This is a genomic window from Paraburkholderia sp. BR10937, assembly GCF_040965695.1.
Lineage (GTDB): Bacteria > Pseudomonadota > Gammaproteobacteria > Burkholderiales > Burkholderiaceae > Paraburkholderia.
The window spans coordinates 26,277-50,411 of sequence record NZ_JBFRCL010000066.1 but is presented as its reverse complement, the minus strand read 5'-3'; the positions used below and the strand labels follow the sequence as shown (position 1 = coordinate 50,411).

Sequence of the window (24,135 nt, the reverse complement as noted above, 5' to 3'; positions counted from 1 at the left end):
AGTTCGTCGCTCATGCGGTTGAAGCCGTCTTCGAGCACGCCGAATTCGTCGCCGCGGTTCAGCGCAAGGCGCTGCGACAGGTTGCCGGTGCGCATGGAGTCGTGCACCTCGACGAGACGCGCCATCGGCACCGTGATCGCGCGATAGAGCGCGTAACCCGTGGCGAGCGCGGCGAGCAGCACCACGCCCAGCGCCGTGGCGAGCGTGATCTCCGTGCCCGTGACCGAGTTGCGGATGGTCTGCGCGGACTCGTCGGCCTGCTGACGGTTTTCCTCGACGAGCGAGTTGGCCGTGGCGAGCACCTCCTGCCAGGCCGGGCCGATCTGCGTGAACGCGGCCTGCGCAGCCGGGCGCGAGGCGGGCAGCTGGCTCGCTACCGCCTTCGCCAGCGGCAGATAGCGCGCATACGCATCGCGAAAGCGCTGGAAGCGTTCGCGGTCGTCGCTGCGAAACAGCGTGCGTTCGTACTGCCGTTCGGTCTCCTCCACCTGCGCCAGGGCCGCGGGCAGGCCAGACAGGTCGTGGGCCACGCTGTCCGCGTCGGCATCGACGAAGGCCGCGCGCTCGACGAGGCTATAGGTCTGGTTGGCCGCCGCGCGCAGCGAGGTCGCGTAGAACAGGCCCGGCACCGAATCGCCCGTGAGGCTCATCGCCTCGCTGTCGATGGCGCGCAGGCGGTCCCACGAGATTGCGGCCATCGCGAGCATCAGCACGAACAGCAGGCCGAAGCTGAGGACGATGCGCGTGCCGAGGGTGAAGCGACCCTGAGTCTGTCGAGGCAGGCCGGCTTGGCCGGAACGGGGCATGGCGGTGCTCATTGCGCTAGAGACTCTCCGGTGGCGTGGACCGGCGCGCCGGCCCTGCCGGCGAGGCGGGGCGCGGCTGCGCCGGGCGTGGCCGCACGCGGCGGCCGTGACCGCCGTAGTGTAATGCGTTTGCGCACTTTTATGGGACAAGCGATGCTAGTTGTCAGCCACGCAGGACGGGGCTCGCCGGGCTTTGGGAGATAAATCTGCAGGGTTCGCCGGGGCCTTTTGGCGACCCGGCGCGGCGCCGTGCGGGGATCGGGCGCACTGCGGCCAATGCGTCCCGCATCGACAGGCGCTCGGGAAGCGGCCGCGGCGCTGGGCCTGCCTTACTTCTTGACGAAGCGCAGCGTAGCGTCGACGACCATCTCGCGATGACGCGCGCGCAGGCGCGGATGCGAGGGGTCGCGCCCGAACGCCGCGCCGAACGTGTGGCGGTTGCCCACGCGGTGAAAGCACATCGAACTGATGAGCAGGTGCAGGTCGATGGGATCGATGTCTTCGCGGAACGCGCCGCTCGCCACGCCGCGCGCGAGCAGGTCTTCGATCGTGCGGATCGCGCTGGCGTTGCGGCTGCGGAAGGTCTTCAGGCGCTCGATGTACTTCGCGCCGTGAATATTCTCGATCGTCACGAGGCGCACGAAGTCGCGATGGCGGTCGTGATAGTCGAAGGTGAATTCGACGAGCCGCCGCAGGCCTTCGCTGGGATCCAGTTCGTCGATGTGCAGGTCGAGTTCGAGCGCGCGGATGTCGCCGTAGACCTTGTCGAGCACCGCTTCGTACAGCCCTTCCTTGCTGCCGAAGTAGTAATACAGCATGCGCTTGGTGGTATTGGTGCGCTCGGCGATCGCGTCTACGCGCGCGCCTGCGAGACCCATGGCCGAGAATTCGGCCGTCGCCACTTCGAGGATATTGCGCTTGGTCTGCTCGGGATCGTACTTGCGCCGGCTTTCGGATTGAGCATCGTTGCGTTCGGCCGAAGCCGCCGGTCTTGCCATGTTTTTTTGGGCCCGCAGCAGGGATGGGATGCGGGGGATTCTAGCACGCGGGGCGCGGCCCGTTAGAAGGCGCCGCGCCCCGCTATCCCGCTGAAAGCCGCCCGCAGGCGGCCTCTGCGAGCCTTACAGCTCGATGCGCTTGATATCGCCCACGATGAAGATATACGAGGCCGCGCCGATCAGCGCGATCACGCCGATGAACACGAGCGCCCAGACGAACGAGCCCGTCGCACCCACGATCAGCCCGACGACCAGCGGCGTGATGATGCCCGCGAGATTGGCCGCCAGGTTGAAGATGCCACCCGTGAGGCCGAGCATGCCGGCCGGCGCGATATCCGACACGAGCGTCCAGCCGAGCGCGGCCATCCCTTGCGCGAAGAACGCCACCGAAAGGATCGCGATCACGGCCACGTTGCTATCCACAAAGTTCGCGAGAATGATCGTCGAGGCGAGCAGCAGCCCGGCGATGATCGGCAGCTTGCGCGCCACGTTGGCCGAGATCCCGCGGCGCAGCATCCAGTCGGAGAACGTGCCGCCGAACATCACGCCGATCGACGCGGCAATGAACGGCATGATCGCGAAGAAGCCGATCTTGAGCCAGCCCATGTGGCGCTCGGTGGCGAGGTAGGTCGGGAACCACGTGAGGAAGAACACGAGCGTGGAGTTGCCCGCGAACTGCCCGAGGCAGATGCCCGCGAGCTGACGGCGGCGCACCAGCTTGCCGGCCATGCGCCAGTCGAAGCCCTGCTTTTTCGTTTGCCCGGCAGCGGCTTGCGTGTCGGCCTTGCGCTCGTAGCGAGCCAGACCGCCGCCCGCCTCGATGTAGTCGAGTTCGGCGCGGTTGGCCGCGGGGTGCTCGTGCGGCTCGCGATACAGGAACCACCAGACGAGGCCGAACGCGATGCCCACGCCGCCGACCACGTAGAACAGCGAGCGCCAGCCGTAGGCGCCCATCAGCGCGAAGAGGAACGGGCTGAAGAACGCGAGGCCGATATATTCGCCCACCGTATAGGTGCCCGTGGCGAACGCGCGCTCGCTTTGCGGGAACCACGTGGCGACCACGCGACTATTGGTCGGGAAGCACGGCGATTCCGCGGCGCCCAGACCCAGACGGCACGCGAACAGCGCGCCCACGCCGCTGATGAAGCCCTGGGCGAGCGTGCACATCGACCAGAGCGTCATCGAAAGCCAGTAGGTGAACTTGCTGCCGAAGCGGTCGAGGAACACGCCGCCCGGAATCTGCGCGACGACGTAGCTCCACGAGAACGCCGAGAACACGAGGCCCATGAGCGCCGCGTTGATGCCCAGCTCCTTGGTGAGCTGCGGCGCTGCGATGCCGAGCACGGTGCGATCGAGGTAATTGATCATCGTGCCGACGGCCAGCAGGCCGAGGATGCGATAGCGCGCTTTCGAGCGGCGCATGGCGCCCTCGGCGGGCGCGGCTGCGGAAAGGTTCGGCGCGTCGCCGCGCCCCGTGGATACGGGTTGTGCCATGTCTTTGTCTCCGATTGGTCGACGGGAGTTGGCGCTTTAGCGCTTACTCCCGTCCCATGCCTGTAAGGCGGTCGACGGGAGTCAGCGACTTAACGCCGACGCCCGTCGCGCGCTGTCGTTGTTATTCGCCGGCGCCTGCAGCATTCGCGGCCAGCATGGATTGCAGATGCGCATACATGCGTTCCGCGTCGGGCTCGACACCCGTGAACAACCGGAACGCATCCACTGCCTGGTACACCGCCATGCCGCCGCCGCTCAGCGTGCGGCAGCCGCGCGCCTCGGCCGCTTCGAGCAGCGCGGTGCGGATCGGGAAATACACAATGTCCGCCACCCACAGCCGCTCGTGCAGATACTCCGCAGGCAGCGGCATGCCGGGCAACTTCGCCATGCCGGTGGGCGTGGCGTGGATGAGGCCCGTGGCGTGCTGCAGCACGTCGCGCAGATCGCCGCCCGCGCTCACGCGGGCCGCCGGGAAGCGCGCCTGCAATTCACCGGCGAGCGACCCGGCGCGCGAGGCGTCCACGTCGAACAGCGTGAGCGCCTGGGCCCCCATCTGCAGCGCCGCGTGGGCGACCGCCGCGCCCGCGCCGCCCGCGCCCAGCTGCACCACCGCTTCGAGCGAGACATCGGGCAGGCCGCGCTGGAACGCGCGCGCGAAACCCGACCAGTCGGTGTTGTGGCCGATGCGCTTGCCGTCGCGGAACAACACCGTGTTCACGGCGCCGAGCGCGCGGGCGTCGTCGGAAAGTTCGTCGAGCAGTTCGATCACAGCCTGCTTGCACGGATAGGTGATGTTCAAACCGTCGAAACCCATGCGCTCGGCGGCCAGCAACAGATCGGGCAGCGCGGCGGGCGTGAGCTTCAGCGCTTCGAGGTCGATGCGACGGTACACATAGTGGAAGCCGAGTTCGCGGCCTTCCTGCTCCTGCATCGCGGGCGTGAGCGAGCCGCCGATGCCCGAGCCGATCAGGCCGCAGAGAAACGAGTTGGCGGTTGCGCGCGCGCCCAGCGCATTCGTTGTGGCATTGGTCTGGGCGCTCATTTCGTCACCTTTTTGGCGAGCAGCGTGGCCATGCGCTCCAGCGCGAGCACATACCCTTGCGTGCCGCAGCCGACGATGATGGCCTCCGCAATGGGCGAAACGAACGAATGGTGCCGGAACGCCTCGCGCTTGTGCACGTTCGAGATATGGACCTCGATCACGGGCTTCGCGATGGCGGAAAGCGCATCGGCGATCGCTACCGACGTATGCGTATAGGCCGCCGGATTGATGACGATGCCGTCCACACGCGTGCGCGCCTCATGCAGCCAGTCGATCAGCTGATGCTCGGCGTTCGACTGGCGAAAATCGATCTCGAGCCCAAGACGCCCCGCCGCTTCGCGGCACAGGTTGGCAACGTCATCTAACGTTTCAGCGCCGTAGATCGCGGGCTCCCGCGTTCCCAGCAGATTCAGGTTCGGTCCGTTCAGGACCAGCACCGAAGGCATTCCCATTACACACACTCCAGAACAGCTTGACGACCGGCACGGCGCATGCTCGAGAACCGTTGCATGTTTCACCGCATGGCCGCCAGTGTGCCGCGAAGCGGTGCACCGGTCACCTGGGGTTTGCCAGAATTTGTACTAACTAGTTAGTTTGGCGTATCCTTCGGGCACTCCAGCGGCAAGTGTGCCTGCGGTGCGCCAGTTAGTTAAACGCCCGCCCCACGCCCCGCACCGGACCCTTGTTCTACACCGAAGTCGTAGTCAGCACGCTCGCCATGCCCATGTCCAAGCCGCTCCACATCCCCTCTCGCGCGCTGCGCCGCTCGATCGCCACGGTGTCGATCAGCGGCACGCTCGCCGAAAAGCTCGCCGCCATCCGCGCCGCGGGCTTCGACGCCGTCGAGATCTTCGAGAACGATCTGCTCTATTTCGAAGGCTCGCCCGCCGACGTGCGCCGCATGGCTGGCGATCTCGGCCTCGATATCGTGCTGTACCAGCCGTTCCGCGATTTCGAGGGCGTGGCGCCCGAGCGGCTCGCGCGCAACATCGAACGCGTGAAGCGCAAGTTCGACGTGATGCATCAGCTGGGCACTGATCGTTTGCTGGTCTGCAGCAATGTCTCGCCCGACACGATCTGCGACGACGGCCTCTCCGCCGAACAGCTTGGCGCGCTCGCGCAAGCCGCCGGGGAAGCGGGCGTGACGATCTGTTATGAGGCGCTTGCATGGGGGCGCCACGTGCGCACCTATGGCCACGCGTGGCGGCTCGTCAACACCGTCGACCACGCGAACCTGACGCTCGCGCTGGACAGCTTCCACACGCTCTCGCTCGACGACACGCCCGACGGCATCGCCGCGATTCCGGGCGCGCGCATCGGCTTCGTGCAGATCGCCGATGCACCGAGAATGCAGATGGACGTGCTCGAATGGAGCCGGCACTATCGTTGCTTCCCGGGCCAGGGCGACTTCGCGCTCGCGGATTTCACGGCGCAGGTGGTGAAAAGCGGCTATACGGGCCCGCTCTCGCTCGAAATCTTCAACGACGGCTTTCGTGGCGCGCCGCCTGCCGCCACCGCCGCCGACGGTCATCGCTCCCTCTTGCTGCTCGAATCGCTCACGCGCGAAACCCTGCAGGCGGAGCAGGTCGACGCGAGCGCGCTCTATCACCCGAGCGCCGCGCCCGCGAACGCGCAGTGGCAATTCCTCGAGTTCGCCGTGGACGACACCGCGCGCGCGCATGTGGCGAACTGGCTAGAAAAGCTGCATTTTCGCCGCGCAGGCCAGCATCGCTCGAAGGACGTGACGCTCTATCAACACGGCTCGGCCGCGATCGTGCTCAACGCCGAGCCCGACTCGTTCGCCAATGCGTTTTTCCAGCGCCACGGGCTCTCGCTCTGCGCCTCGGCGTTTCGCGTGGACGATGCGCGCCTCGCGCTCGAACGCGCGGCGGGCTTTGGCTACCCGCCGTTCTCGGGCCGCGTGGGTCCGAACGAGCGCGTGGTACCCGCCGTCCAGGGGCCGGACGGCAGTCTTAACTATTTCGTTAACGAGGAGCCGGGCCAGCCCACCCTCTTCGAAGCCGATTTCGCGCTCACGGATATCGACGGCCCGGTCGAAGTGGGACCGATCGCCGGCATCGATCATGTGAGCCTTTCGCTGCCCGCCGGCGCGTTCGACTCGTGGGTGCTGTTCCTGAAGTCGGCGTTCGGGCTCGAAGCGACGCCCGCCGTGCTGCTGCCCGATCCGTACGGGCTCGTGCGCAGCCGCGCGCTCATGAGCCGCGACCGCGGGCTGCGCGTCGTGCTCAACGCCTCGGTGGACCAGCACACGGCCGCGGCGGAAACCGTGCGCGCCTACCATGGCACGGGCCTGAACCACGTGGCGTTCAACACCGGCGACATCTTCCGCGCCGTGACCGAATTCGAGGCGGCCGGCGTGCCGCTCCTGCGCGTGCCCGCGAACTACTACGACGATCTCGACGCGCGCCACGCCCTCGACGCCAAGTTTCTCGACGCGCTGCGCAGCCACAACCTGCTCTACGACCGCGACGAGCGCGGCGGCGAGTTCCTGCACGCCTACACGGAGACGCTCGACCAGCGCTTCTTCCTGGAGATCGTGGAGCGGCGCGGCGGCTACGACGGCTACGGCGCGCCCAACGCCGCCGTGCGCCTCGCGGCGCAGGCGCGCCAGCGCGCACTTGCCGCGCAGAGCGCGGGAAATCCGCAGGATTGATTCAAACGCAGTCACCGTAGTCACTTCGCGCAGCAGTACGCACGCCGCATCGACCCGAAAGTCAGGCGGCGTAGCAAAGAAAAATATAAGCAGTCCAAATCTCACCCGGAGACACACAACGATGAAGAAAGCAGGCCTCGGTTTTGGCACGTTCCTCGCGACTAGCGCGGCCCTCGTGGCGAGCCCCGCGTTCGCGCAAAGCAGCGTGACGCTTTACGGCGCAGTAGATGACGCCATCACCTACGTCAACAACCAGAACGGTCACTCGAACGTCTATCTGCGCCAGGGCAATCTGTATGCGTCGAAGTTCGGCCTGCAGGGCAAGGAAGATCTCGGCGGCGGCACGTTCGCGATCTTCGACCTGCAGAACGGCTTCGACCTCAACACGGGCGCACTGTCCTCGAGCGGACTGATCTTCAATCGCCAGGCCTACGTGGGCCTGCAGAACCAGAACCTGGGCACGTTCACGGCGGGCCGCCAGTACACGCCGTATTACCTGTTCGTCGGGCCGCTCACGGGAAGCTCGTGGCTCACCGGCGCAACCGGCGCACACCCCGGCGATATCGACGGTCTCGACACGACGGTGCGCATCAACAATTCGGCCACTTACACCTCGCCGATCTTTTATGGCCTGCAGGCCAGCGCCATGTACGCGCTCGGCGGCATTGCGGGCAGCACCGGCAAGGGCCAGACGTGGAGCGCCGCGCTGCGCTACTCCGCCGGCCCGGTGAGCCTCGCCGCGGCCATCCTGCGCATGGACAACGCGCAGTTGACGAGCGGCTTCGACAGCTCGTCAACGGGCAGTTTCGGCAAGTCGTCACTGAATACGGGCTATGTCTCGGCGAGCGCGGTCCAGCACATCGCGGCGGGCGGCAACTACACGCTGGGCAACCTGGTCCTCGGCGCGTCGTATTCGAACGTTCAGTACATTGCGGGCGGCAAGTCGATCTTCCACGACACGGCCATCTTCAACACCTGGGCCGCGCTCGCCGTCTATCGCTTCACGCCGGCCTTCGACGTGGGCGGCGGCTTCGCCTATACGCTGGCCTCGAAGGCCAACGGCATCACGAGCGCGGCGCGTTATCAGCAGTACTCGCTCAAGGAGTCGTACCACCTCTCGAAGCGCACCACGCTGTATGCGCTGCAGGCCTACCAGCACGCGGGCGGCCAGACGCTCGGCGCGAACGGCGCGGGCAACATCGTCAACGCGAGCCCGGCCGTGGGCGACTCGCAGAACTCGACGCCCTCGTCCACGCGCTCGCAGTTCGTCGGCATGGCCGGTATCGCGCTGTTGTTCTGAGCGTTGTGCCAATGCACCGCCGGGGGCCGCCTGCACGGCCCCCGGTTTCGCTTGCCGCCTCTCGACGCAGCGGCACGACGCTGAGTACACTCGCGGGTATCGCCTGAACGAACCCGCGCGAATCCGCAAACTCACCGTGCCGCCCCCCGTCCCCGCCATCAGCCCACGCCTGCGCAGCCGGCTTCGCACACTCGCCAGGACCCAGCCCAAGGCGGTCCAGCGCACCTACGACACGCTGCTCTCGCTCGAAGGCTATAGCGCGCTCTCGGCGGCGGCGCGCAAGGACATCTTCTCGTCGATCGCGTTTTCCGCGAACCTGTGGTTCCAGTGCCTGCTCGACGGCACGCCGCCCACTGCCGAAGTCATGGACCAGACCGCGGCGTTCGCGCGCCGCCGCGTGCACCAGAACGTGCCGCTGCGCTCGCTGCTGCGCGCCTTTCGCCTCGGCGCGCGCGAGTTGTGGCGCACCTGCACGGAGCTCGCTGAAGCCGACCCGGCGCTCGCGCACGAACTGCTATTCGATATTTCGCCTTATCTACTCGATTACTTCGACGCGTTGGCCGAGCACATCGCCGAGGCCTATCTCGACGAGCAGCACCAGCAGGCGCGCTGGCGCGGCTCGCTGCTGCAACAGCTCTACGACCTCGTGTTTCATGCCCCGGACGACGCCGCGCGCTTTCGCGAGACCGTCGAGGCACTCGGCCTCGACGCCACGCTGCCGCGCATTGCGCTCGCCGTCGATCTGGACTTGCGCGACCACGCGCCTTCGGTGCGCGAGGACGCGCTCGACCGTTTCGCACTCAGCGCCGCGCGCCATTTCGAGCTGAAGCCCGACGCGCTGGTGCGGGCGTGGCACCGCGAGCGGCTGGTGTTCTGGCTGCCGTGCGTGCGCGGCGATTCGATGACGCGCAACGATCAGCGCGTGGCCGAGCATGCGGCCGCGCTCGCGCGCGCCGAGCCGCGCGTGCGCAGCATCGGCATCGGGCTCATGAACGAAGGGGCGCGCGGCTGGGCGGCCTCGGTGGAAGAAGCGCTCAAGGCCGTGGACTTTGCGCCGCGTGGCAGCCGTGCGGACGACGGCGATGAAAACGGCGAGGAACCCGGCAACTTCCTGCGCGTGCACCGCTTTTCCTCGATCGCGATCGAGGAGAGTGTGCGCAGCAGCGCCAACGTACTGCGCTATCTCGTCTCGCTCGCCGAGCAGCTGGCAACCGAGGCGGACCTGCTCGCCACGCTCGAAGCATGGTTCGCGAGCGGGCAGCGCCGGCGCCAGACGGCCGAAACGTTAGGTGTGCATCCGAATACGCTCGACTACCGGCTCGAGCGCGTCGAAACGCTGCTGGGCGCGAAACTCACTGATGCGCACTGGATTGCGCGGCTGGATATCGCGCTCAAGCTGCGCGGGGCGACGCAGGGTTCGGAGCGCGACGGCAAGAAGAAGGAGAAGAAGGGGCGCCTCGGGGTAAAGAGGGCGAAGAGCGCGGCGCGCTGAACGACGTGGCGCGCTCCTTTCGCGTTTCACCCCGCGTCGCGCAATTCCCGCCGCAGGATCTTGCCCACCGTCGACTTCGGCAGCGCCTCGACGAAGCTCACCACGCGCGGCACCTTGTACGCCGCGAGTTGCGCCCGGCAATGCGCGATCACAGCTTCCTCGCTCAGCACCGCCTCACGCACGGGCACCACGAACACGCGCACGGCCTCGCCGCTGCGCTCGTCGGCCACGCCCACGCACGCGCATTCGGCCACGCCGGGCAGCGCGGTCACGACCGCCTCGATTTCATTCGGATACACGTTGAAACCCGACACGAGGATCATGTCCTTCGAGCGATCGACGATGCGCAGGAAGCCACGCGCGTCGAACATACCCACGTCGCCGGTGCGAAAGTAGCCATCGTCTGTGAAGGCGGCGCGCGTTGCCTCGGGCTGGTTCCAGTAGCCCTGCATCACCTGCGGACCCTTCGCGCAGATCTCGCCCGGCTCACCCGGCGCGGCTTCGACGCCGTCGTTCATCAGCTTGACGTCGGTAGAGGGCACCGGCAGTCCCGTCGTCCCGGTGAAGTGATCGACGCTCCCCGGATTGAACGACAGCACCGGGCTCGTTTCCGAAAGCCCGTAGCCTTCGCGGATGAAGCCGCCCGTAATGGCCTGCCAGCGCTCGGACACCGTGGGGATGATCGCCGCGCCGCCACCGCCCGCGAGCCGCAGCCGCGAAAAATCGACCTCGCCGATGCGCGGATGCGCAACGAGCCCCGCATAGAGCGTATTCACGCCCATGAAGCTCGTGGGCCGCGCAGCCTTGAACACGTCGATCATGCCGCTCAGATCGCGCGCGTTCGCAACGAGCCAGTTCTCGGCGCCAATCGAGAAGTAGGTGATGAGATTCACTGTCAGCGCGAAGATGTGATAGAGCGGCAGCGCGGTGACGACGACTTCCTCGCCCGGGTTCATGAAGCCCGGCATGAAGGTCTTGAATTGCTCGACGTTGGCGACGAGGTTGCGATGCGTGAGCAGCGCGCCCTTGGATAGCCCGGTCGTGCCACCCGTGTATTGCAGGAAAAGCGGATCGTCGCCGCACAACGCGGGGGCGTCGAACGGCAATCCGGCGCCCTGCGCGAGCGCCGCCGCAAACGAGCCGGGCTGCGCATCGCGCTCGCCGCTCGCGCTTGTGCAATCGCTCGCGGCGACGCTGAGCACGTTCTTGACGGACGTATTCGCCTTGATCGCATCGAAAGTGGGCAGCGCGCCGTCGAACGCCACGAGCGTTTGCGCGCCGGAATCCGCCAGCTGGTGCTGAAGCTCACGCGGCGTATAGAGCGGATTCACGTTCACCTGCACCGCCCCTGCCCGCACGACGCCGATCAGCGCGATGGGAAACGCGAGCAGGTTTGGCAACATCACGGCGACGCGGTCGCCCTTCTTCACCCCTGCGTGCTGCAAATACGCCGCGAAATCGCGCGAGAGACGATCGACGTCGGCGTAGCTGAGCGAAGCGTCGCCCGGCGAAGCGTCGCCCGCGCGCAATGCCGGCCGGTGCGCATGTTCGCGCATCGCCTCATTGAACATATGGGCGAGCGACGGATGCCGGTCGGCATCGATGGTAGCGGGAATCTCGCCATAGCTGGCGAGCCAGGGGGCTTTCGACACGTTCGTCTCCATGAAATCAATGCGCGGCTTGTCTGCGGGGTGCCACGTTTCACGCCCATGCTACGGGCTTGGCCGAGCCGGGAGAACTGGGAAAGCGGATAAGGTGATTGTGAAAAGTCACAAAAGCGCGTCCGCGCGCGAATCGGTGCGGCGTCACGTCCGTGTCTGATTTCTGTCAATTGTGCGACACTGCGTCGTCTCGTCCGCATCGCGCTTTCAGCGTGCCGACGCGGCACCGCGCCACGCATGTTTGCGAACCCGCATACGCTGCGCCGAGGCGCTTCCTCAAGCGGATTGACCAGAGCCACCACGCTTTCATGCCGGACATACCCTTGTCCCCCTACCGCGCGCCGAGCGCACGCCGCCGCGGTATCGGCATCGCCCTATTTCTCGCCATCATCGCGGCCGGGGCGATTTACGTAATCGATCATCTCGTCGTTGATTTGCGCGCCGTGCGCGAAAGCTCGGCGCTGCCCTTCATCCTGCTCGGGCTTGCGCTCCTCATCGCGCTCGGCTTCGAGTTCGTGAACGGCTTTCACGACACCGCCAACGCCGTCGCCACCGTCATCTACACGAACTCACTCGATCCGCATCTCGCGGTGGCGTGGTCGGGCGCGTGGAATTTCATCGGCGTGCTCGTCTCCAGCGGCGCGGTCGCATTCGGCATCCTGCAGCTGCTGCCGGTGGAACTCATCCTCCAGGTGGGCAGCGGCGCGGGCTTCGCCATGGTGTTCGCCCTGCTGCTCGCCGCGATCGTCTGGAACCTCGGCACCTGGTATTTCGGCTTGCCTTCATCCAGTTCGCATACGCTCGTGGGCTCGATCATCGGCGTGGGGATCATGAACCAGTTCATCAGCGGGCCTTCGGGCACGAGCGGCGTGGACTGGGACCAGGCGGCAGGCGTAGGCAAGGCCCTGCTGTTCTCGCCCGTGGTCGGCTTCGTCATGGCCGGGTTGCTGCTCCTCGTGCTCAAGCTGCTCGTGCGCGTGCCCGCGCTCTATGCCGAGCCCAAAGCCAACCAGGCGCCGCCGCTCTGGATCCGCATCCTGCTCATCCTCACCTGCACCGGCGTTTCGTTCGCCCACGGCTCGAACGACGGGCAGAAGGGCATGGGCCTCATCATGCTGATCCTGATCGGCGTCGTGCCGACCGCCTATGCGCTCAACAAGGCCGTCACGCCCGAGCAAACCACGGCGTTCGTGGTCGTGGCGCGCGAGGCGTCCGCAACGCTCGGCCGATACGCGCACGGCGCGCCGCCCGACAACGCGCGCGCCGAGGTCGAGGCATTCGTGCGCACACGCCAGCTCACGCCCGCCACGCTGCCCGCGCTGCGCCAGCTCACCGACACCATCGCCGACCAGGTCGCGCTGTCCGGCTCGATGGCGACGGTGCCCGACGCGATCGTCGACAACGTGCGCAACAACATGTACGTGACGAGCGAAGCGATCCGCCTGATGCAGAAGGCGAAGGCACCGGAGATGTCTCCCGCCGACGTTAAAGTGCTCGACACCTTCCGCAAGCAGATGGATCACTCGACCAAGTTCATTCCGACGTGGGTGAAGGTGGCCGTCGCGCTCGCGCTCGGCCTCGGCACGATGGTGGGCTGGAAGCGCATCGTCGTGACGGTGGGCGAAAAGATCGGCAAGCAGCATCTCACCTATGGTCAGGGCGCCTCGGCCGAAGCGATCGCCATGATCACGATCGGCATGGCCGATGTCTACGGCCTGCCGGTGTCGACCACGCACGTGCTCGCGTCGGGCGTGGCCGGCACGATGGCCGCGAACGGCTCGGGCCTGCAGTGGGCGACCGTGCGCAACCTCGTGCTCGCGTGGGTGCTCACGTTGCCTGCTTCGATTGCGCTTGCTGCAGGTCTTTACTGGATGTTCCGGCGGCTTCTCTGACATCGGCTTCACGCAGCATGTCGCGCAAACGGAACTTCTGCACCTTGCCTGCGGGCGTGGTCGGCATGGCGTCGAGCAGCCATAGCCGTTCGGGCAGGTACTGCACGGCAACCTTGTGCGCCCTGAGAAAGCCGACGAGCGAAGGCAGATCGACCGCCTCGCCGGGCCTCGCCACCACCACGGCGCAGGCGCGCTCGCCCAGCCGCTCGTCCGCGTACGCGACGATCGCCACCTGTGCCACGGCGGGATGCCGGTAGAGCAGCGATTCGATCTCCACCACCGGAATATTCTCGCCGCCGCGGATGATCACGTCCTTGCCGCGGCCGCTGATGCGGATGTAGCCGCGCGCGTCGACGATCGCGAGGTCGCCCGTGTCGAACCAGCCTTGCGCGTCCGTCGCATTGAGGTGCGCGCGCTTGAGGTAGCCGCCGAAACCCGAGCATGCGCGCACGAAAAGCCGGCCCGCTACGTTCGGCGGCAGCGCGTGGTCGTTCTCGTCCACCACCTTCACTTCCACGCCCGGCAGCGGCGCGCCATCGGTCGTGGAGGCGCGTTCGTCTTCGTCGTCCAGATGCGTGAGCGTCACGGCGCCCAGCTCCGTCATGCCCCACGCGGAGACGATCTTCGCCCCCAGCGCCATGCGTGCGCGATCGACCAGTGCGCCGGGAATGGGCGCGCCCGCGCACAAGAACGTGCGCAGCGTCGGCACACGCGTGCCCGTCTCGACGGCCGCGTCGGCGAGATCGCCGAGGAACGCCGTGGACGCCATCGTGAACGTCGCGCGTTCCTGTGCGATCAGCGCAAGCGCCGCCTCCGGCTGCCATACGTCCTGCAGGACGGCGCTCGCCCGCAATGCAATGGGCATCATGAGGCCATACATGAAGCCGGTTTGATGCGCCATCGGCGAAGCCATCAGCACGACGTCGTCGCGGCCCAGACGCATGGCCTGCGCATACGGGAAGATGTTCGAAAACAGCGTGTTGGACGTGTGCATCACGCCCTTGGGCTCGCCCGTCGTGCCGGATGTGTAGAGCAGCTGCGTTACGTCGTCGGGGCCGGGGCGATTGCGCGTGAGGATGGCTTCGGCGTCACTCGCTTCTTCCCAGCGCGGGCCGCTCAGGAGCGCTTCGAAACTGTTGCGCGCCGGCTCGCCTGCGTCGGTTGCGCCCACGACCACCACGTGCTGCAAGGCGGGGAGTTCAGGCCGCAGCGCGCGCAGCATGGCCTCGTAGTCGAAGCCTCGATAGCGCCGCGGCACGACCATCACCTTGCTGCCGCCATGGTTGAGCATGAACGACAACTCGCGCTCGCGAAAGATCGGCATGAGGGGATTGAGCACGGCACCGATGCGCGAGCACGCGAGATAGAGCAACGTGAACTGCCAGCAGTTCGGCAGTTGCATCGAGACCACGTCGCCCTTTGCGACGCCGAGCCTGGCCAGGCCCACGGCGATGCGGTCCGCCATGCGCGCCATCTGCGCGTAGGTGAAGCGCGTGGTCTCGCCCTCCTCGATGCGTACCGCCGTGAGCGCGATCTTCGCCGGACATTCGGCCACGCAGGCGTCCAGCTCGTCGTTGATGGTGCGCCCGGGCCACCAGCGCCTTGCGTCCTCGCGCGCGCGGCGCGGCCCGATCAGTACCGCGTCGAACTCCATGTGCAGCCTCCCGTGGCGTTGCAGGAAACGTCGCAGGCGGCGCGCATCATGCCGGCACCGCGTCGCGGCCCGCGTTCGAGCGCGCGATGATGGTCTTCATGATCTGGGCCGTGCCGTCGCCGATCTGGAAGCCGAGCACGTCGCGCAGGCGCTGTTCGAGCGGGCCGCGGTCGTAGCCGCCGTGCCCGAACGAAAGCAGGCATTGATGCACCACGTCGTAGGCGAGCTTCGGCCCCCACCACTTGCACATGGCCGCTTCGGCCGTATGCGGCAGTCCACGGTCCTTGAGCCACAGCGTTTGCAGACACAGCAGGCGCGCCGCCTCCACCTGGGTGGCGTATTCGGCAAGCGGATGCGACACGCCCTGGAACGCAGAGAGCGGCTTGCCGAAGGCTTCGCGCTGGGCGACGTACTCCCACGTTTCTTCGAGGCTCACGCTCGCCACGGCGAGCACCTGCAGGCCGATCAGCGCGCGCGAAAAGTCGAAACCCTGCATCACCTGAACGAAGCCCTTGCCCTCGTCGCCCAGCAGGTGGTCCACCGGCACGCGCACGTTCTCGAAGAAGATCGAACCGCGTCCGATCGCGCGCTGCCCGTGGCAGTCGAAGCGGTTGCGCGTGACGCCGGGTAGATCCATCGGCACGAGGATGGCCGAGACGCCGCGCGCGCCATCTGCCACGCTGCCGGTGCGCGCGAACACCACGGCGGCGTCGGCCTGATCGGCCGCCGAAATCGAGGTTTTCTCGCCGTTGAGGACGTAGTGGTCGCCCATATGCTCCATTTTCAGCCGCAGGTTTGCGGCATCCGAGCCGCCGCGCGGCTCCGTGAGCGCGATGGCGAGCAGCGCGCGCCCCTGCGTGAGGCGCTCGAGCCACGGGCGCGCAATCTCGGGCGCGGCGTGCTTGGCGAGGATCTGCCCGTTGAGCGAGGCAAGCAGGTTGATGTACGAGAGGCTCAGGTCCGCACGCGCAATCTCCTCGTGGATCACCCCCGCGGCGAGACAGCCGAGGCCCTGGCCGCCGTACTGCTCGGGCAATTCCGGCGCGATGAAGCCCATCTCGCCCATTTCGCGCATGAGGCCGCGATCGAGCACGCGTGTGGTGTCTCGCTCGATGAAGCCAGGCGCGACGCGCCCTTGTGCGAAGCGCCGCGCGTGCTCGCCGAGCGCGGCGAGGTCTTCGTCGATATACGGATTCATGATGTCTCCCTGAAGCGGCCTGCCCTATTCATTCGTCATCCTGATCGTCACGGAGACGCCGTTACCTGGCGTACTTGCGGAACTCGGGTTTGCGCTTCTCCTGGAAAGCGCGCACGCCCTCGCGCGATTCTTCCGTGTCGTAGTAGAGCTTGAGCGCATACATGCCCATGCCGGCAATGCCCGCCTGATGCGCGGTGTCCATATTGAACGAGCGCTTGGCGATCGCAATGGCCGTGGGGCTCTTTTCCATGATCTCGTCGCACCACTTCTGCACTTCCGCGTCGAGCTGATCGTGCGGCACGACCGCGTTCACGAGGCCCATGGCCAGCGCTTCGGCAGCCGGATAGCGGCGGCACAGATACCAGATTTCGCGCGCCTTCTTTTCGCCCACCACGCGCGCGAGAAACGCCGTACCGTAGCCCGGATCGACCGAGCCGACCTTCGGGCCCGCCTGCGCGAACACGGCCTTTTCCGATGCGATGGTGAAATCGCAGATCGTGCACAGCACATTGCCGCCGCCCACCGCATAGCCTTGAACGCGTGCGATCACGGGTTTTGGCACGTCGCGAATCGCGGTGTGCAGTTCTTCCATCGGCAGGCCGATCGTGCCGCGTCCGTCGTACTGTCCCGCGTGCGCGGACTGGTCGCCGCCCGTGCAGAACGCCTTGTCGCCCGCGCCCGCAAGGACGATCGCGCCGATCTCGCGGTCGTAGCCCGCCTTGTTGATCGCGTGAATCAGCTCATCGCAGGTGCGGCCGCGAAACGCGTTCATCTTGTCGGGCCGGTTGATGGTGATCCATGCCGCGCCGTTGCGCACTTCGTAGAGAATGTCTTCGTAGTTCATGATCGATGCCTTTGATGGTTCGTAGTCGATAGAGCGCGCGTTCGTCGCCGTTAGCCCGCCATGGTCAGGCCGCCCGATACGCTCAGCACCTGGCCCGTGATGTAGTTCGCGTCGTCGCTCGCGAAGAACACGATCGCGCCGGGCAGATCGTCGGGCTGCCCGATGCGGCCGAGCGGAATGGAGCGCTGGAACGCTTCCAGCAGCTTTTCGGGGTTGCCCGCGCCTTCCTTGTATTCGGCGAAGAGCGCGGTGTCGGTCGGGCCCGGGCAGACCACGTTCACGGTGATGCCGTGGCGCGCATGCTCACGCGCAATGGTTTTCGAAAACGCCACGAGGCCGCCCTTGCACGCCGCATAGACTGCTTCTCCCGACGACCCAACGCGCGCGGCGTCCGAGGCGATGTTGACGATGCGACCGCGCTTGCGCTCGACCATGCCGGGCAGCACCGCGTGATGCATATGCAGCGCGCCCGTGAGATTGATGGCGATGAGCTTGTCCCACTGCGCCGGTTCGGTCTTCGTAAACGGGCGGAAAACGTCCCAGCCCGCATTGTTCACGAGCACATCCACCGGGCCGAGCTGCGCTTGCGCCTGCTCTAGCGCCGTTTCCACTTCGGCGCGATTCGTGATGTCGCAACGCAGCGCCAACGCCTGGCCGCCCTGTTCGTGAATCTCATCGACCACCTTCAGCGCCGCGTCCAGCGACAGATCCAGCACCGCCACGCGCGCGCCCTCGGCCGCGAAGCGCCGGCAGGTCGCCCCGCCGATGCCGCCGCCACCGCCCGTCACCACGACTGTCTTGCCTTCGAGTTTTCGCACCGCGATCCTCCATTCGGTTGAGCAGTACCATAGACGCCTTCGACGCCGGGCCGGCCTTTTGGTCCCACCGCAATTTAAGTCAACATATTGACGTATACTAGGTAACACCCACATCGAAGACAAGTGCGGAATCACCAGGAGAAACCCTTGCGAAAAACACCAATATTTCAGGATTCAAGCCGCTTCGATCTTGCCAACCGGCTGTTCTTCCGGCTCTACCAATGCGCAAACATGTTGCATAAAACGGGCACGCGCGCCGTGGAAGCCGAGGGTTTGACCACGCAGCAATGGGCCGTGCTCGGCGCGCTTTCGCGCCCGGAAGCCCAGCCGGGCATGAGCGTGGGTGATCTCGCGCGCTATCTGATGGTGAGCCGCCAGAACCTCTCGGGCCTGATCAGCCGGATGGAACGCGACGGCCACGTGAGCACCCACGCGGATGCGCGTGATCGCCGCTCGCGCCTCGTCTGCATGACCGGGCCGGGCCGCAAGCTATGGGTGGCGCAGGCCACGCCGAAAATCGAGGCGTACTACGAAGCCGTGCTGGACAATTTTTCGTCGGACGACATGACGCACACGCTGCACTATCTGCTGAAGCTGCTCGATAACATGAAGCGCGTGGATGAACGGGAACGCGTGGCGGACGACGACGATGCGTGAGCGCGCTCGGCTACACTCTGACGTCACGCACAAGGAGAAAACCGCATGAAGATGGACGCAAGTTCGTTCTCACGTCCGGCATGAGCTATCAGGTGGGCGACAAAGCCGAGGCACACCAGTCGTACACGCGTGTGGGTGCGAAGCTCTTCGTCGTCGATTGAAAGCGATGCCGCTTCAGCGCGGCGCGCCGAGATCGGCGTCGAGCCGCTTGCGCAGGTCGCGCACCACGCGCGCGGCGGGAACGAGCCACCACGTGGGCGCCGCCACGGAGAAGTCGTACGCGAGCGCCGTCTGCGCGGCGCCGGTCGTGTGCGCCCGGCAGCGGAACGCCACCATGTGGCGCCGCGTGGCGGTTTGCGAACCAGGCGAGAAGCGCATGACCGCACGCAGCGCGAATTGCGTATCGTCGGGTGCGGCCTCGTACGATTCGATGCTCCACTCCGCTCCGTAGTGCGCCTCGTGACGCAGCGCCGCGCTCACGCGCAGGCGCGTTTCATCGGCGGGCAAGGCCACGGCGTGCTCGCGCCCGGCACGCCCGGCGCGATACAACGTGCGCTGCGACCAGCCCCAGCCGAACGTGAGCACCACGCCGCCCGCCACGAGCGCCCACTGCAGAATATGGGTGAGCCAGCGGCCCACCTCGAAGCGCGCAATGGGCGCGAGCAGCAAGCCCGCGATCCAGTGCGCGGCAACGAAGATCACGATGCACGCGAACACGCTCGCGGAAAGCGTCAGCAGCCAGCCCCGCGACGGGTCGTCGAATTTCGCAAACAGGAAATCGCGCACGCCGCCTGAACGCGCGTGCACGGCATCGGTTTCAGGCGTGGTTGCGCCCTCGGGCTCGCCTCGCTGGGCGGCATCCGCTTCGCCGCGCAGCCCCGTGAGTTCGCCGTGCAGCGAGTCGCGTTCGGTCCGCATGCGCTGGAGCTCGTCGAGGGTACGCGTGCGCTCGGCGCGCAGCCCGTCCAGCTCGGCGCGCACGCGTTCGCGCTGCGCCAGCAGCGCCTGCATCTGCGCGTGCAGTTCGTCGGCCTGCGCGACGCTCAGCGCGGAGCGGCTCACCGGCGGCGCATGATGCACGGACCAGTACGCCTCGAGCAGCTCGCGCGCTTCCTTGACGCGCTTGAACTGGTCGTCGGCCCAGCGCATCGAGGCGGCCGTGGGGTGCCGCCATTTGTCGGGATGCAGGATCTGCGCGAGATGGCGATAGTGATGCTTGATGTCGGCCTCGCTCGCCCCCGGCTCCAGATCGAGCCGGTAGTAGAGGCGGTCGTAATCCACGGGTCGGTAATCGCGGCCTGGCATGACCTGTATCTATTCGTCAGTGGATGGATTGGCAGGCGGCGCAACGCCCGCCCGCTCAAGTTAGCGCAATGCGCCCGGTCCGGCAAGGAAAGCGCCGCTGCCCCTGCCGCTTCCGTGGCCCGCCCGGTTTCAGTGCGGCCGGCCCGCGAGCAGGCGGCTCAACGTCGCGAACGCGGTGGCCGGCAGCTCGTGCAGCTTGCGCACGACCACGGCATCCGGATAGAACGCCTCGACGGCGTCGTCCAGGATGCCGATGCCGACCAGCTCGATGCCCTGCTCCCTGACCGCCTGCACGCGCGCGAGAAGGTCGCTGCGCAACACCGCCGGGTCGCCGTCGCTCGTCGAAGGATAGCCGTCCGAGAGGACGAAGAGCAGCCGCCGGCGCGCCCTGCGCTGCGCGAGCCGGGACGCCGCCCAGGCGAGCGCTTCGCCGTCGGGGTTCTCGTGGCCGCACTCGATGGCCGCGAGTCCGCTCAGGTCGCGCGAGTCGAAACGCTTGAACACGCGCAGATCCAGCCGCTCGACGAAGCGGTTATAGGCCCGCAGATCGGCGCCGGCGGCGCGTTCGCGCTCGTAGCGCGCGCGCATTTCCGGCGCTTCGATCGAGCTGTAGCCGAGCACTTCCGAATCGAAGGCGAGCTGCGTGAGCGCGTCGGCGAGCGCCGCCGCGCACAGGCGCGCCAGCTCGATCTTGCGGCCCGCCATCGAGCCGCTCAGGTCGAGCAGCAGCGTGACGACCGTGTCGCGCCCGCTCGCATGGCGCGCCACGCGAAACGGCGTGCGGTAGCCGCGCGAGGCGGCGAGACGCGCGAGCGCCGCGCGGTCGATCTCGCCGCGCTCCTGCTCGCGCTTCCAGTGCGTGAGTTCGTCGGCCTTGAGCACGCGCTCGAGCTGGGCCTTGAGCGCACCGGTCTCCGCGCGCGCCAGGGCGCGCAGCTTGCGCCAGGCGCTGGCGTCGCCGCGGCCCGTGAGATCGGAGACGGTGTCGTAGGCCGTGGTCAGCGGGATCGACAGACGTGGCCGCCCGGGCTCCGGGCTGCGATTCGTGGCGGCGTGCGGCGCATCCGCTTCGGAAGGCGTTGAGCCGGAGGCGGAATCGGAATCGGCGCTCGCGCGTGCCGAGGCGCCGTCGTCGCCTTCACGGGCATCATCGGGCTGCGCGGCGCCGCCCGCCGGTTCGATGTCGTCGTCCTTGCCGAATGCGTCCATCGCCTGAGCGAGCCGCGCCGATTCGTCGGCGAGGCCTTCGGACGGGCCAGCCGTCTGCATCATGTTGTTCGCGCCGCGTGACGCGAGCGAGCGTACCCCCGCCACGATCGCCGCCGCGGCGCTCACGCTGGTGCGTGTCGACTGGCTCGCGCGGGCCGCGCCGAGCGGAGCGTCGATCGCGCGCAGCGCGGCGGCCAGCGCCGCGGCATCGCGCTCGAGCACGCCCGGCGCTTCGTCCCACAGCGTACGCTCGATCGCCCACGCAAGGCGCTCGCGCCACGCCAGTTTCGACCAGCGTCGCGCGACTGCCTCACTGCGCTGCATACGCCAGCTTTGTGCGAAGCGTTGCGCGCCAGGGAATGCCCGCGCGAATTGCGCGAGCACGCGACGGTCCTCGATCGCCTGCGCAATGCGCCCCGTCACGCCGGCTTGCGGCGTGTCGAGACGCGCCGCTTCGCTATAGCGATGGCGCGCCGCCAGCAAATCGAGCGCGCCGAGCAGCGGGGCTTCATTCGCACCATCATTCGCGAGGCGCGCGGGCAGCACGAAGCGTGCGCCTTCAATGCGCGGCTCGCCCGCGCCGAACGTCACGCTCACGCGCGAGTCGCCGGTCAGCACCCGCGCCAGGCGGCCGAGCGCGCCCGCAGGATCGGCGCTCGCCGTCAATCGTTCTGTTTCGTCCTGCAAACTGGACACAGGGCCTCCACCCTCACGCGTCGAAGATCACGTGATGCCGGATGACGCTGCGGATGAGCGCCGCATCGTCCGCACTCACCTTCGCGTAGATCGCCGGCCCCGCCGCGCGCTCGACGTCGCCCGTGCGCAGCATCAGTTCGGCCCAGTCGATCAGGCGCCGCGTGGAGAACGCGCTCGCGAGATCCTCGCGGGCGAACGCGGCCCGGCAGTCGGCGGCGATGGCGGCGAGTGTGCGCGCGAGCGGCCGCGTGAGCACCGGCAGCGTGCGCAGCAATACTTCGGTTTCCTCTTCAAGTGAGAGATAGTCGAACAGGTAGACGCGCCAGCGGTCGAGAAACGCCTCGTTGAGCAGATTCGCGCCCTGGTACAGATGGCGGTACGCGCTCATCGCGCCCGCGGCGTTCGCGGTGGCGAACAGGCGGAACGACGGATGCGGCTCGACGATTTCGTTGCCGCGCTCCTTGAGCAGCAGGCGCCCGTTCGGTTCCAGCACGGCGGTGAGCACGGCCAGAATGGACGGCTCGGCAAAGTCGAGTTCGTCGATGATGAGCCAGTAGCCCTCGCGCATTGCCACGGGCAGCGCGCCGTCCACCCAGATCGTCTCGCCGCCCTTCACGGTCCAGAAACCCACGAAGTCGCCGATGGTGGTCTGGCCGTTCATGTTCGCGCGCAGCACGCCATAGTCCGCCCGCGCCGCCACCTGCTCGATGAAGCTCGTCTTGCCCGAGCCCGTATGGCCAATCAGCATGACGCGGCGATTTTCTACGATGTCCTGAACGATGTCGTCGCCGCGCTCGGTGAAAAGGTAGGCTGTGTTCACGCGCGGCACCAGCGCGTTCGGCTCGCCGCGCGGCAGGTCGACACTGCCGATGCGTACGGTGGGCGTGCGGGTTTGCGGGCTGGCCCGGGTCGCTTCGCTCTCGCGCGCTGCTTCGACGGCCCGCTGCAAGGCTGCGGAAAATGTGCTGCCCGCCTGTGTGGCTCGCGCTTCGTCGGCGCGCTGCGCTTCGGAAACGAAGCCCTCGCGGCGCCACTTGAGCAGCTTCGCTTCGAGATTGTCGAGATCGATTTCGGTGTCGATGTCGACTCCACCGTCCTCGCCCTGGCCGTGCTCGATGCGGTACATGTGAGTGCGTTCTGAAGGCGAGACGCGCCACCATTCGCTCGCCCGGCCGGCGCCGCGGGTGTAGAGGCCGAGCGGGGCTTCGTCTTGCAGTGCGGGATCGGTTGCGTTCATGGGAGCGAAAGCGGGCAGCGTGGCGCGGTAGGTCGCCCTATCTTATCTGCGCGCGCCGCAGGTGTTACCCGTGCGTGCCGTAGGTGCGCAAAAGCAGTCGGACAACGCGCACACTCGAGATAATCTTCGCCTCTTCAGAAAACCGGTTACGCGATCAACAATCGAGGCATGTCAATTACCGATCGCGAATCTGTTTCAAAGTCTATGCCCAAAGCATAAAAAATAAGAGAAATCGGATTTACATTTATTCGAGATCATAAAATTCAATTCATTCTTGCACCACCACATTGAATAACAAAAATTTGCTTACTAGGCTTGTTACGCAGCAATCCCGCTGCCAACCAAGGAGAAGCACTGATGAATTACGAAACCGATCTGATGGAAATCCTCGAAAATTCCGATTTTGAATCGGAAAATGCCACCGACAGCACGATGGGCACTCCTGGCGGGGCAATGCTTGAAGGCATTTCATGGGTGTACGTCTAATAGGCGCATAACTTACGGCCATCTTCCGCCTCATGAAAATGAGGCGGCTATGTCATGAAAATACTACCGCAAAATGTACACTTCGCCTGGTTTGATGATCAACTCATTGGGCTCGATATTGCTCACGATCGCTATATAGTGCTGCCACCCGATCAATCCAGAACATTCATCGCAAAAAATCTGGCGACTTCTGCCTGCCGCTATGACGCCCAGACTTGCGCGCCGCCCCAGCTTTCAGGCGTTCCCGTCAACTGCTGGAAATTATCACCCGGACAAGTGCGGAATCGCCTTAACATTATTGAATCGGCGAGATTATTTACCGCCCTTCACAAAGTCCACCAAACCTCAAGAACTCAGCGATTATCCGGCCTCCTTCATCTCATTGAATCGGAGCGCATTCAGCGAAAAAACAAGCGAACAATACGAAATGAAAATGATCTCGCAGCATCACTCAATCTCATCTGCTTTCTTTATCCCGTGAAGACCAAATGTCTGGAATGGGCGTGTACGCTGATTATCGCGGGCTACCGCAATGGACTGGACATGAAGCTGGTAATTGGTATTCAAAACAGGCCCTTCTTTGCGCACGCCTGGGCTGAACTCGATGGTCGAGTCGTGGGCGACGACCCCGCGCGTCGACGTCAACTCGCCGTAATCCTTGAAACGCCCTAG

20 protein-coding genes are annotated in these 24,135 nt (G+C 66.3%); 7 read left to right on the top strand and 13 right to left on the bottom strand.

Features of this window, described 5'->3' with window-relative positions:
- The 5 genes from AB4Y44_RS35820 to aroQ form a co-directional block, all read right to left on the bottom strand.
- The coding region (locus tag AB4Y44_RS35820; protein WP_368702161.1) for an MCP four helix bundle domain-containing protein at positions 1-806 on the bottom strand (806 nt) is incomplete at its 3' end.
- Positions 807-1,135: 329 nt separating this feature from the next.
- Positions 1,136-1,804, bottom strand: a complete 669-nt coding sequence (locus AB4Y44_RS35815; RefSeq protein ID WP_342922868.1) for a TetR/AcrR family transcriptional regulator — start codon at positions 1,802-1,804, stop codon at positions 1,136-1,138.
- Positions 1,805-1,927: 123 nt separating this feature from the next.
- Positions 1,928-3,226, bottom strand: coding sequence for an MFS transporter (locus AB4Y44_RS35810; protein WP_368702165.1), 1,299 nt, complete (start codon positions 3,224-3,226; stop codon positions 1,928-1,930).
- Between the two features lie 193 nt (positions 3,227-3,419).
- A complete protein-coding gene (locus AB4Y44_RS35805) occupies positions 3,420-4,340 on the bottom strand; it encodes a shikimate dehydrogenase (RefSeq protein ID WP_368702160.1) in 921 nt (306 codons plus the stop codon).
- The gene (aroQ, locus tag AB4Y44_RS35800; RefSeq protein WP_158762774.1) at positions 4,337-4,792 is read right to left on the bottom strand and encodes a type II 3-dehydroquinate dehydratase; all 456 of its coding nucleotides are present in this window, start codon (positions 4,790-4,792) and stop codon (positions 4,337-4,339) included. The genes AB4Y44_RS35805 and aroQ overlap by 4 nt, the downstream gene beginning before the upstream one ends.
- A 305-nt stretch (positions 4,793-5,097) precedes the next feature.
- Between aroQ and AB4Y44_RS35795 the strand changes: the two genes are divergently transcribed.
- The 3 genes from AB4Y44_RS35795 to AB4Y44_RS35785 all read left to right on the top strand — a co-directional run bounded on the left by AB4Y44_RS35795 (position 5,098) and on the right by AB4Y44_RS35785 (position 9,806).
- Complete coding sequence (locus AB4Y44_RS35795; RefSeq protein ID WP_368702164.1) at positions 5,098-7,014, top strand: bifunctional sugar phosphate isomerase/epimerase/4-hydroxyphenylpyruvate dioxygenase family protein; 1,917 nt, start codon at positions 5,098-5,100, stop codon at positions 7,012-7,014.
- 121 nt (positions 7,015-7,135) lie between these two features.
- On the top strand, positions 7,136-8,314 hold the full coding sequence (locus tag AB4Y44_RS35790; protein WP_368702159.1) for a porin: 1,179 nt from the start codon (positions 7,136-7,138) through the stop codon (positions 8,312-8,314).
- A gap of 136 nt (positions 8,315-8,450) precedes the next feature.
- Positions 8,451-9,806: a PucR family transcriptional regulator gene (locus tag AB4Y44_RS35785; protein ID WP_368702158.1), complete on the top strand. Its 1,356-nt coding sequence runs from the start codon at positions 8,451-8,453 to the stop codon at positions 9,804-9,806.
- A gap of 26 nt (positions 9,807-9,832) precedes the next feature.
- Here AB4Y44_RS35785 and AB4Y44_RS35780 read toward each other — a convergent pair whose 3' ends face one another.
- Positions 9,833-11,458 (bottom strand): AMP-binding protein, encoded by a 1,626-nt coding sequence (locus AB4Y44_RS35780; protein ID WP_368702157.1) that lies wholly within the window; start codon positions 11,456-11,458, stop codon positions 9,833-9,835.
- Between the two features lie 317 nt (positions 11,459-11,775).
- Between AB4Y44_RS35780 and AB4Y44_RS35775 the strand changes: the two genes are divergently transcribed.
- On the top strand, positions 11,776-13,359 hold the full coding sequence (locus tag AB4Y44_RS35775) for an inorganic phosphate transporter (protein ID WP_368702156.1): 1,584 nt from the start codon (positions 11,776-11,778) through the stop codon (positions 13,357-13,359).
- On the opposite strand, the gene aliA is transcribed toward AB4Y44_RS35775, so the two are convergent.
- The 4 genes from aliA to badH all read right to left on the bottom strand — a co-directional run bounded on the left by aliA (position 13,295) and on the right by badH (position 17,873).
- Entirely contained in the window at positions 13,295-15,013 is a 1,719-nt protein-coding gene (gene aliA / locus AB4Y44_RS35770; protein WP_368702155.1) for a cyclohexanecarboxylate-CoA ligase, read from the bottom strand. The two genes, AB4Y44_RS35775 and aliA, sit on opposite strands and share 65 nt — an antisense overlap.
- A gap of 46 nt (positions 15,014-15,059) precedes the next feature.
- Complete coding sequence (gene aliB, locus AB4Y44_RS35765) at positions 15,060-16,211, bottom strand: cyclohexanecarboxyl-CoA dehydrogenase (protein WP_368702154.1); 1,152 nt, start codon at positions 16,209-16,211, stop codon at positions 15,060-15,062.
- 61 nt (positions 16,212-16,272) lie between these two features.
- Positions 16,273-17,055 carry a 2-ketocyclohexanecarboxyl-CoA hydrolase gene (gene badI, locus AB4Y44_RS35760; protein WP_368702153.1) on the bottom strand — a complete coding sequence of 261 codons (783 nt, stop codon included), beginning with the start codon at positions 17,053-17,055 and terminating at the stop codon, positions 16,273-16,275.
- A gap of 50 nt (positions 17,056-17,105) precedes the next feature.
- Positions 17,106-17,873 carry a 2-hydroxycyclohexanecarboxyl-CoA dehydrogenase gene (gene badH, locus AB4Y44_RS35755; RefSeq protein WP_368702152.1) on the bottom strand — a complete coding sequence of 256 codons (768 nt, stop codon included), beginning with the start codon at positions 17,871-17,873 and terminating at the stop codon, positions 17,106-17,108.
- Positions 17,874-18,104: 231 nt separating this feature from the next.
- Between badH and AB4Y44_RS35750 the strand changes: the two genes are divergently transcribed.
- A complete protein-coding gene (locus AB4Y44_RS35750) occupies positions 18,105-18,530 on the top strand; it encodes a MarR family transcriptional regulator (RefSeq protein WP_368702151.1) in 426 nt (141 codons plus the stop codon).
- A gap of 174 nt (positions 18,531-18,704) precedes the next feature.
- On the opposite strand, the gene AB4Y44_RS35745 is transcribed toward AB4Y44_RS35750, so the two are convergent.
- The 3 genes from AB4Y44_RS35745 to AB4Y44_RS35735 all read right to left on the bottom strand — a co-directional run bounded on the left by AB4Y44_RS35745 (position 18,705) and on the right by AB4Y44_RS35735 (position 22,977).
- On the bottom strand, positions 18,705-19,835 hold the full coding sequence (locus AB4Y44_RS35745; protein WP_368702150.1) for a DnaJ domain-containing protein: 1,131 nt from the start codon (positions 19,833-19,835) through the stop codon (positions 18,705-18,707).
- Positions 19,836-19,964: 129 nt separating this feature from the next.
- Positions 19,965-21,740, bottom strand: a complete 1,776-nt coding sequence (locus tag AB4Y44_RS35740) for a cobalamin biosynthesis protein CobT (RefSeq protein WP_368702149.1) — start codon at positions 21,738-21,740, stop codon at positions 19,965-19,967.
- A gap of 13 nt (positions 21,741-21,753) precedes the next feature.
- Entirely contained in the window at positions 21,754-22,977 is a 1,224-nt protein-coding gene (locus tag AB4Y44_RS35735) for an AAA family ATPase (protein ID WP_368702148.1), read from the bottom strand.
- A 357-nt stretch (positions 22,978-23,334) separates the two neighbouring features.
- Between AB4Y44_RS35735 and AB4Y44_RS35730 the strand changes: the two genes are divergently transcribed.
- Both AB4Y44_RS35730 and AB4Y44_RS35725 read left to right on the top strand, forming a co-directional pair.
- Positions 23,335-23,463 (top strand): hypothetical protein, encoded by a 129-nt coding sequence (locus AB4Y44_RS35730; protein WP_368702147.1) that lies wholly within the window; start codon positions 23,335-23,337, stop codon positions 23,461-23,463.
- 54 nt (positions 23,464-23,517) lie between these two features.
- Positions 23,518-24,135 (top strand): lasso peptide biosynthesis B2 protein, encoded by a 618-nt coding sequence (locus tag AB4Y44_RS35725; RefSeq protein WP_368702146.1) that lies wholly within the window; start codon positions 23,518-23,520, stop codon positions 24,133-24,135.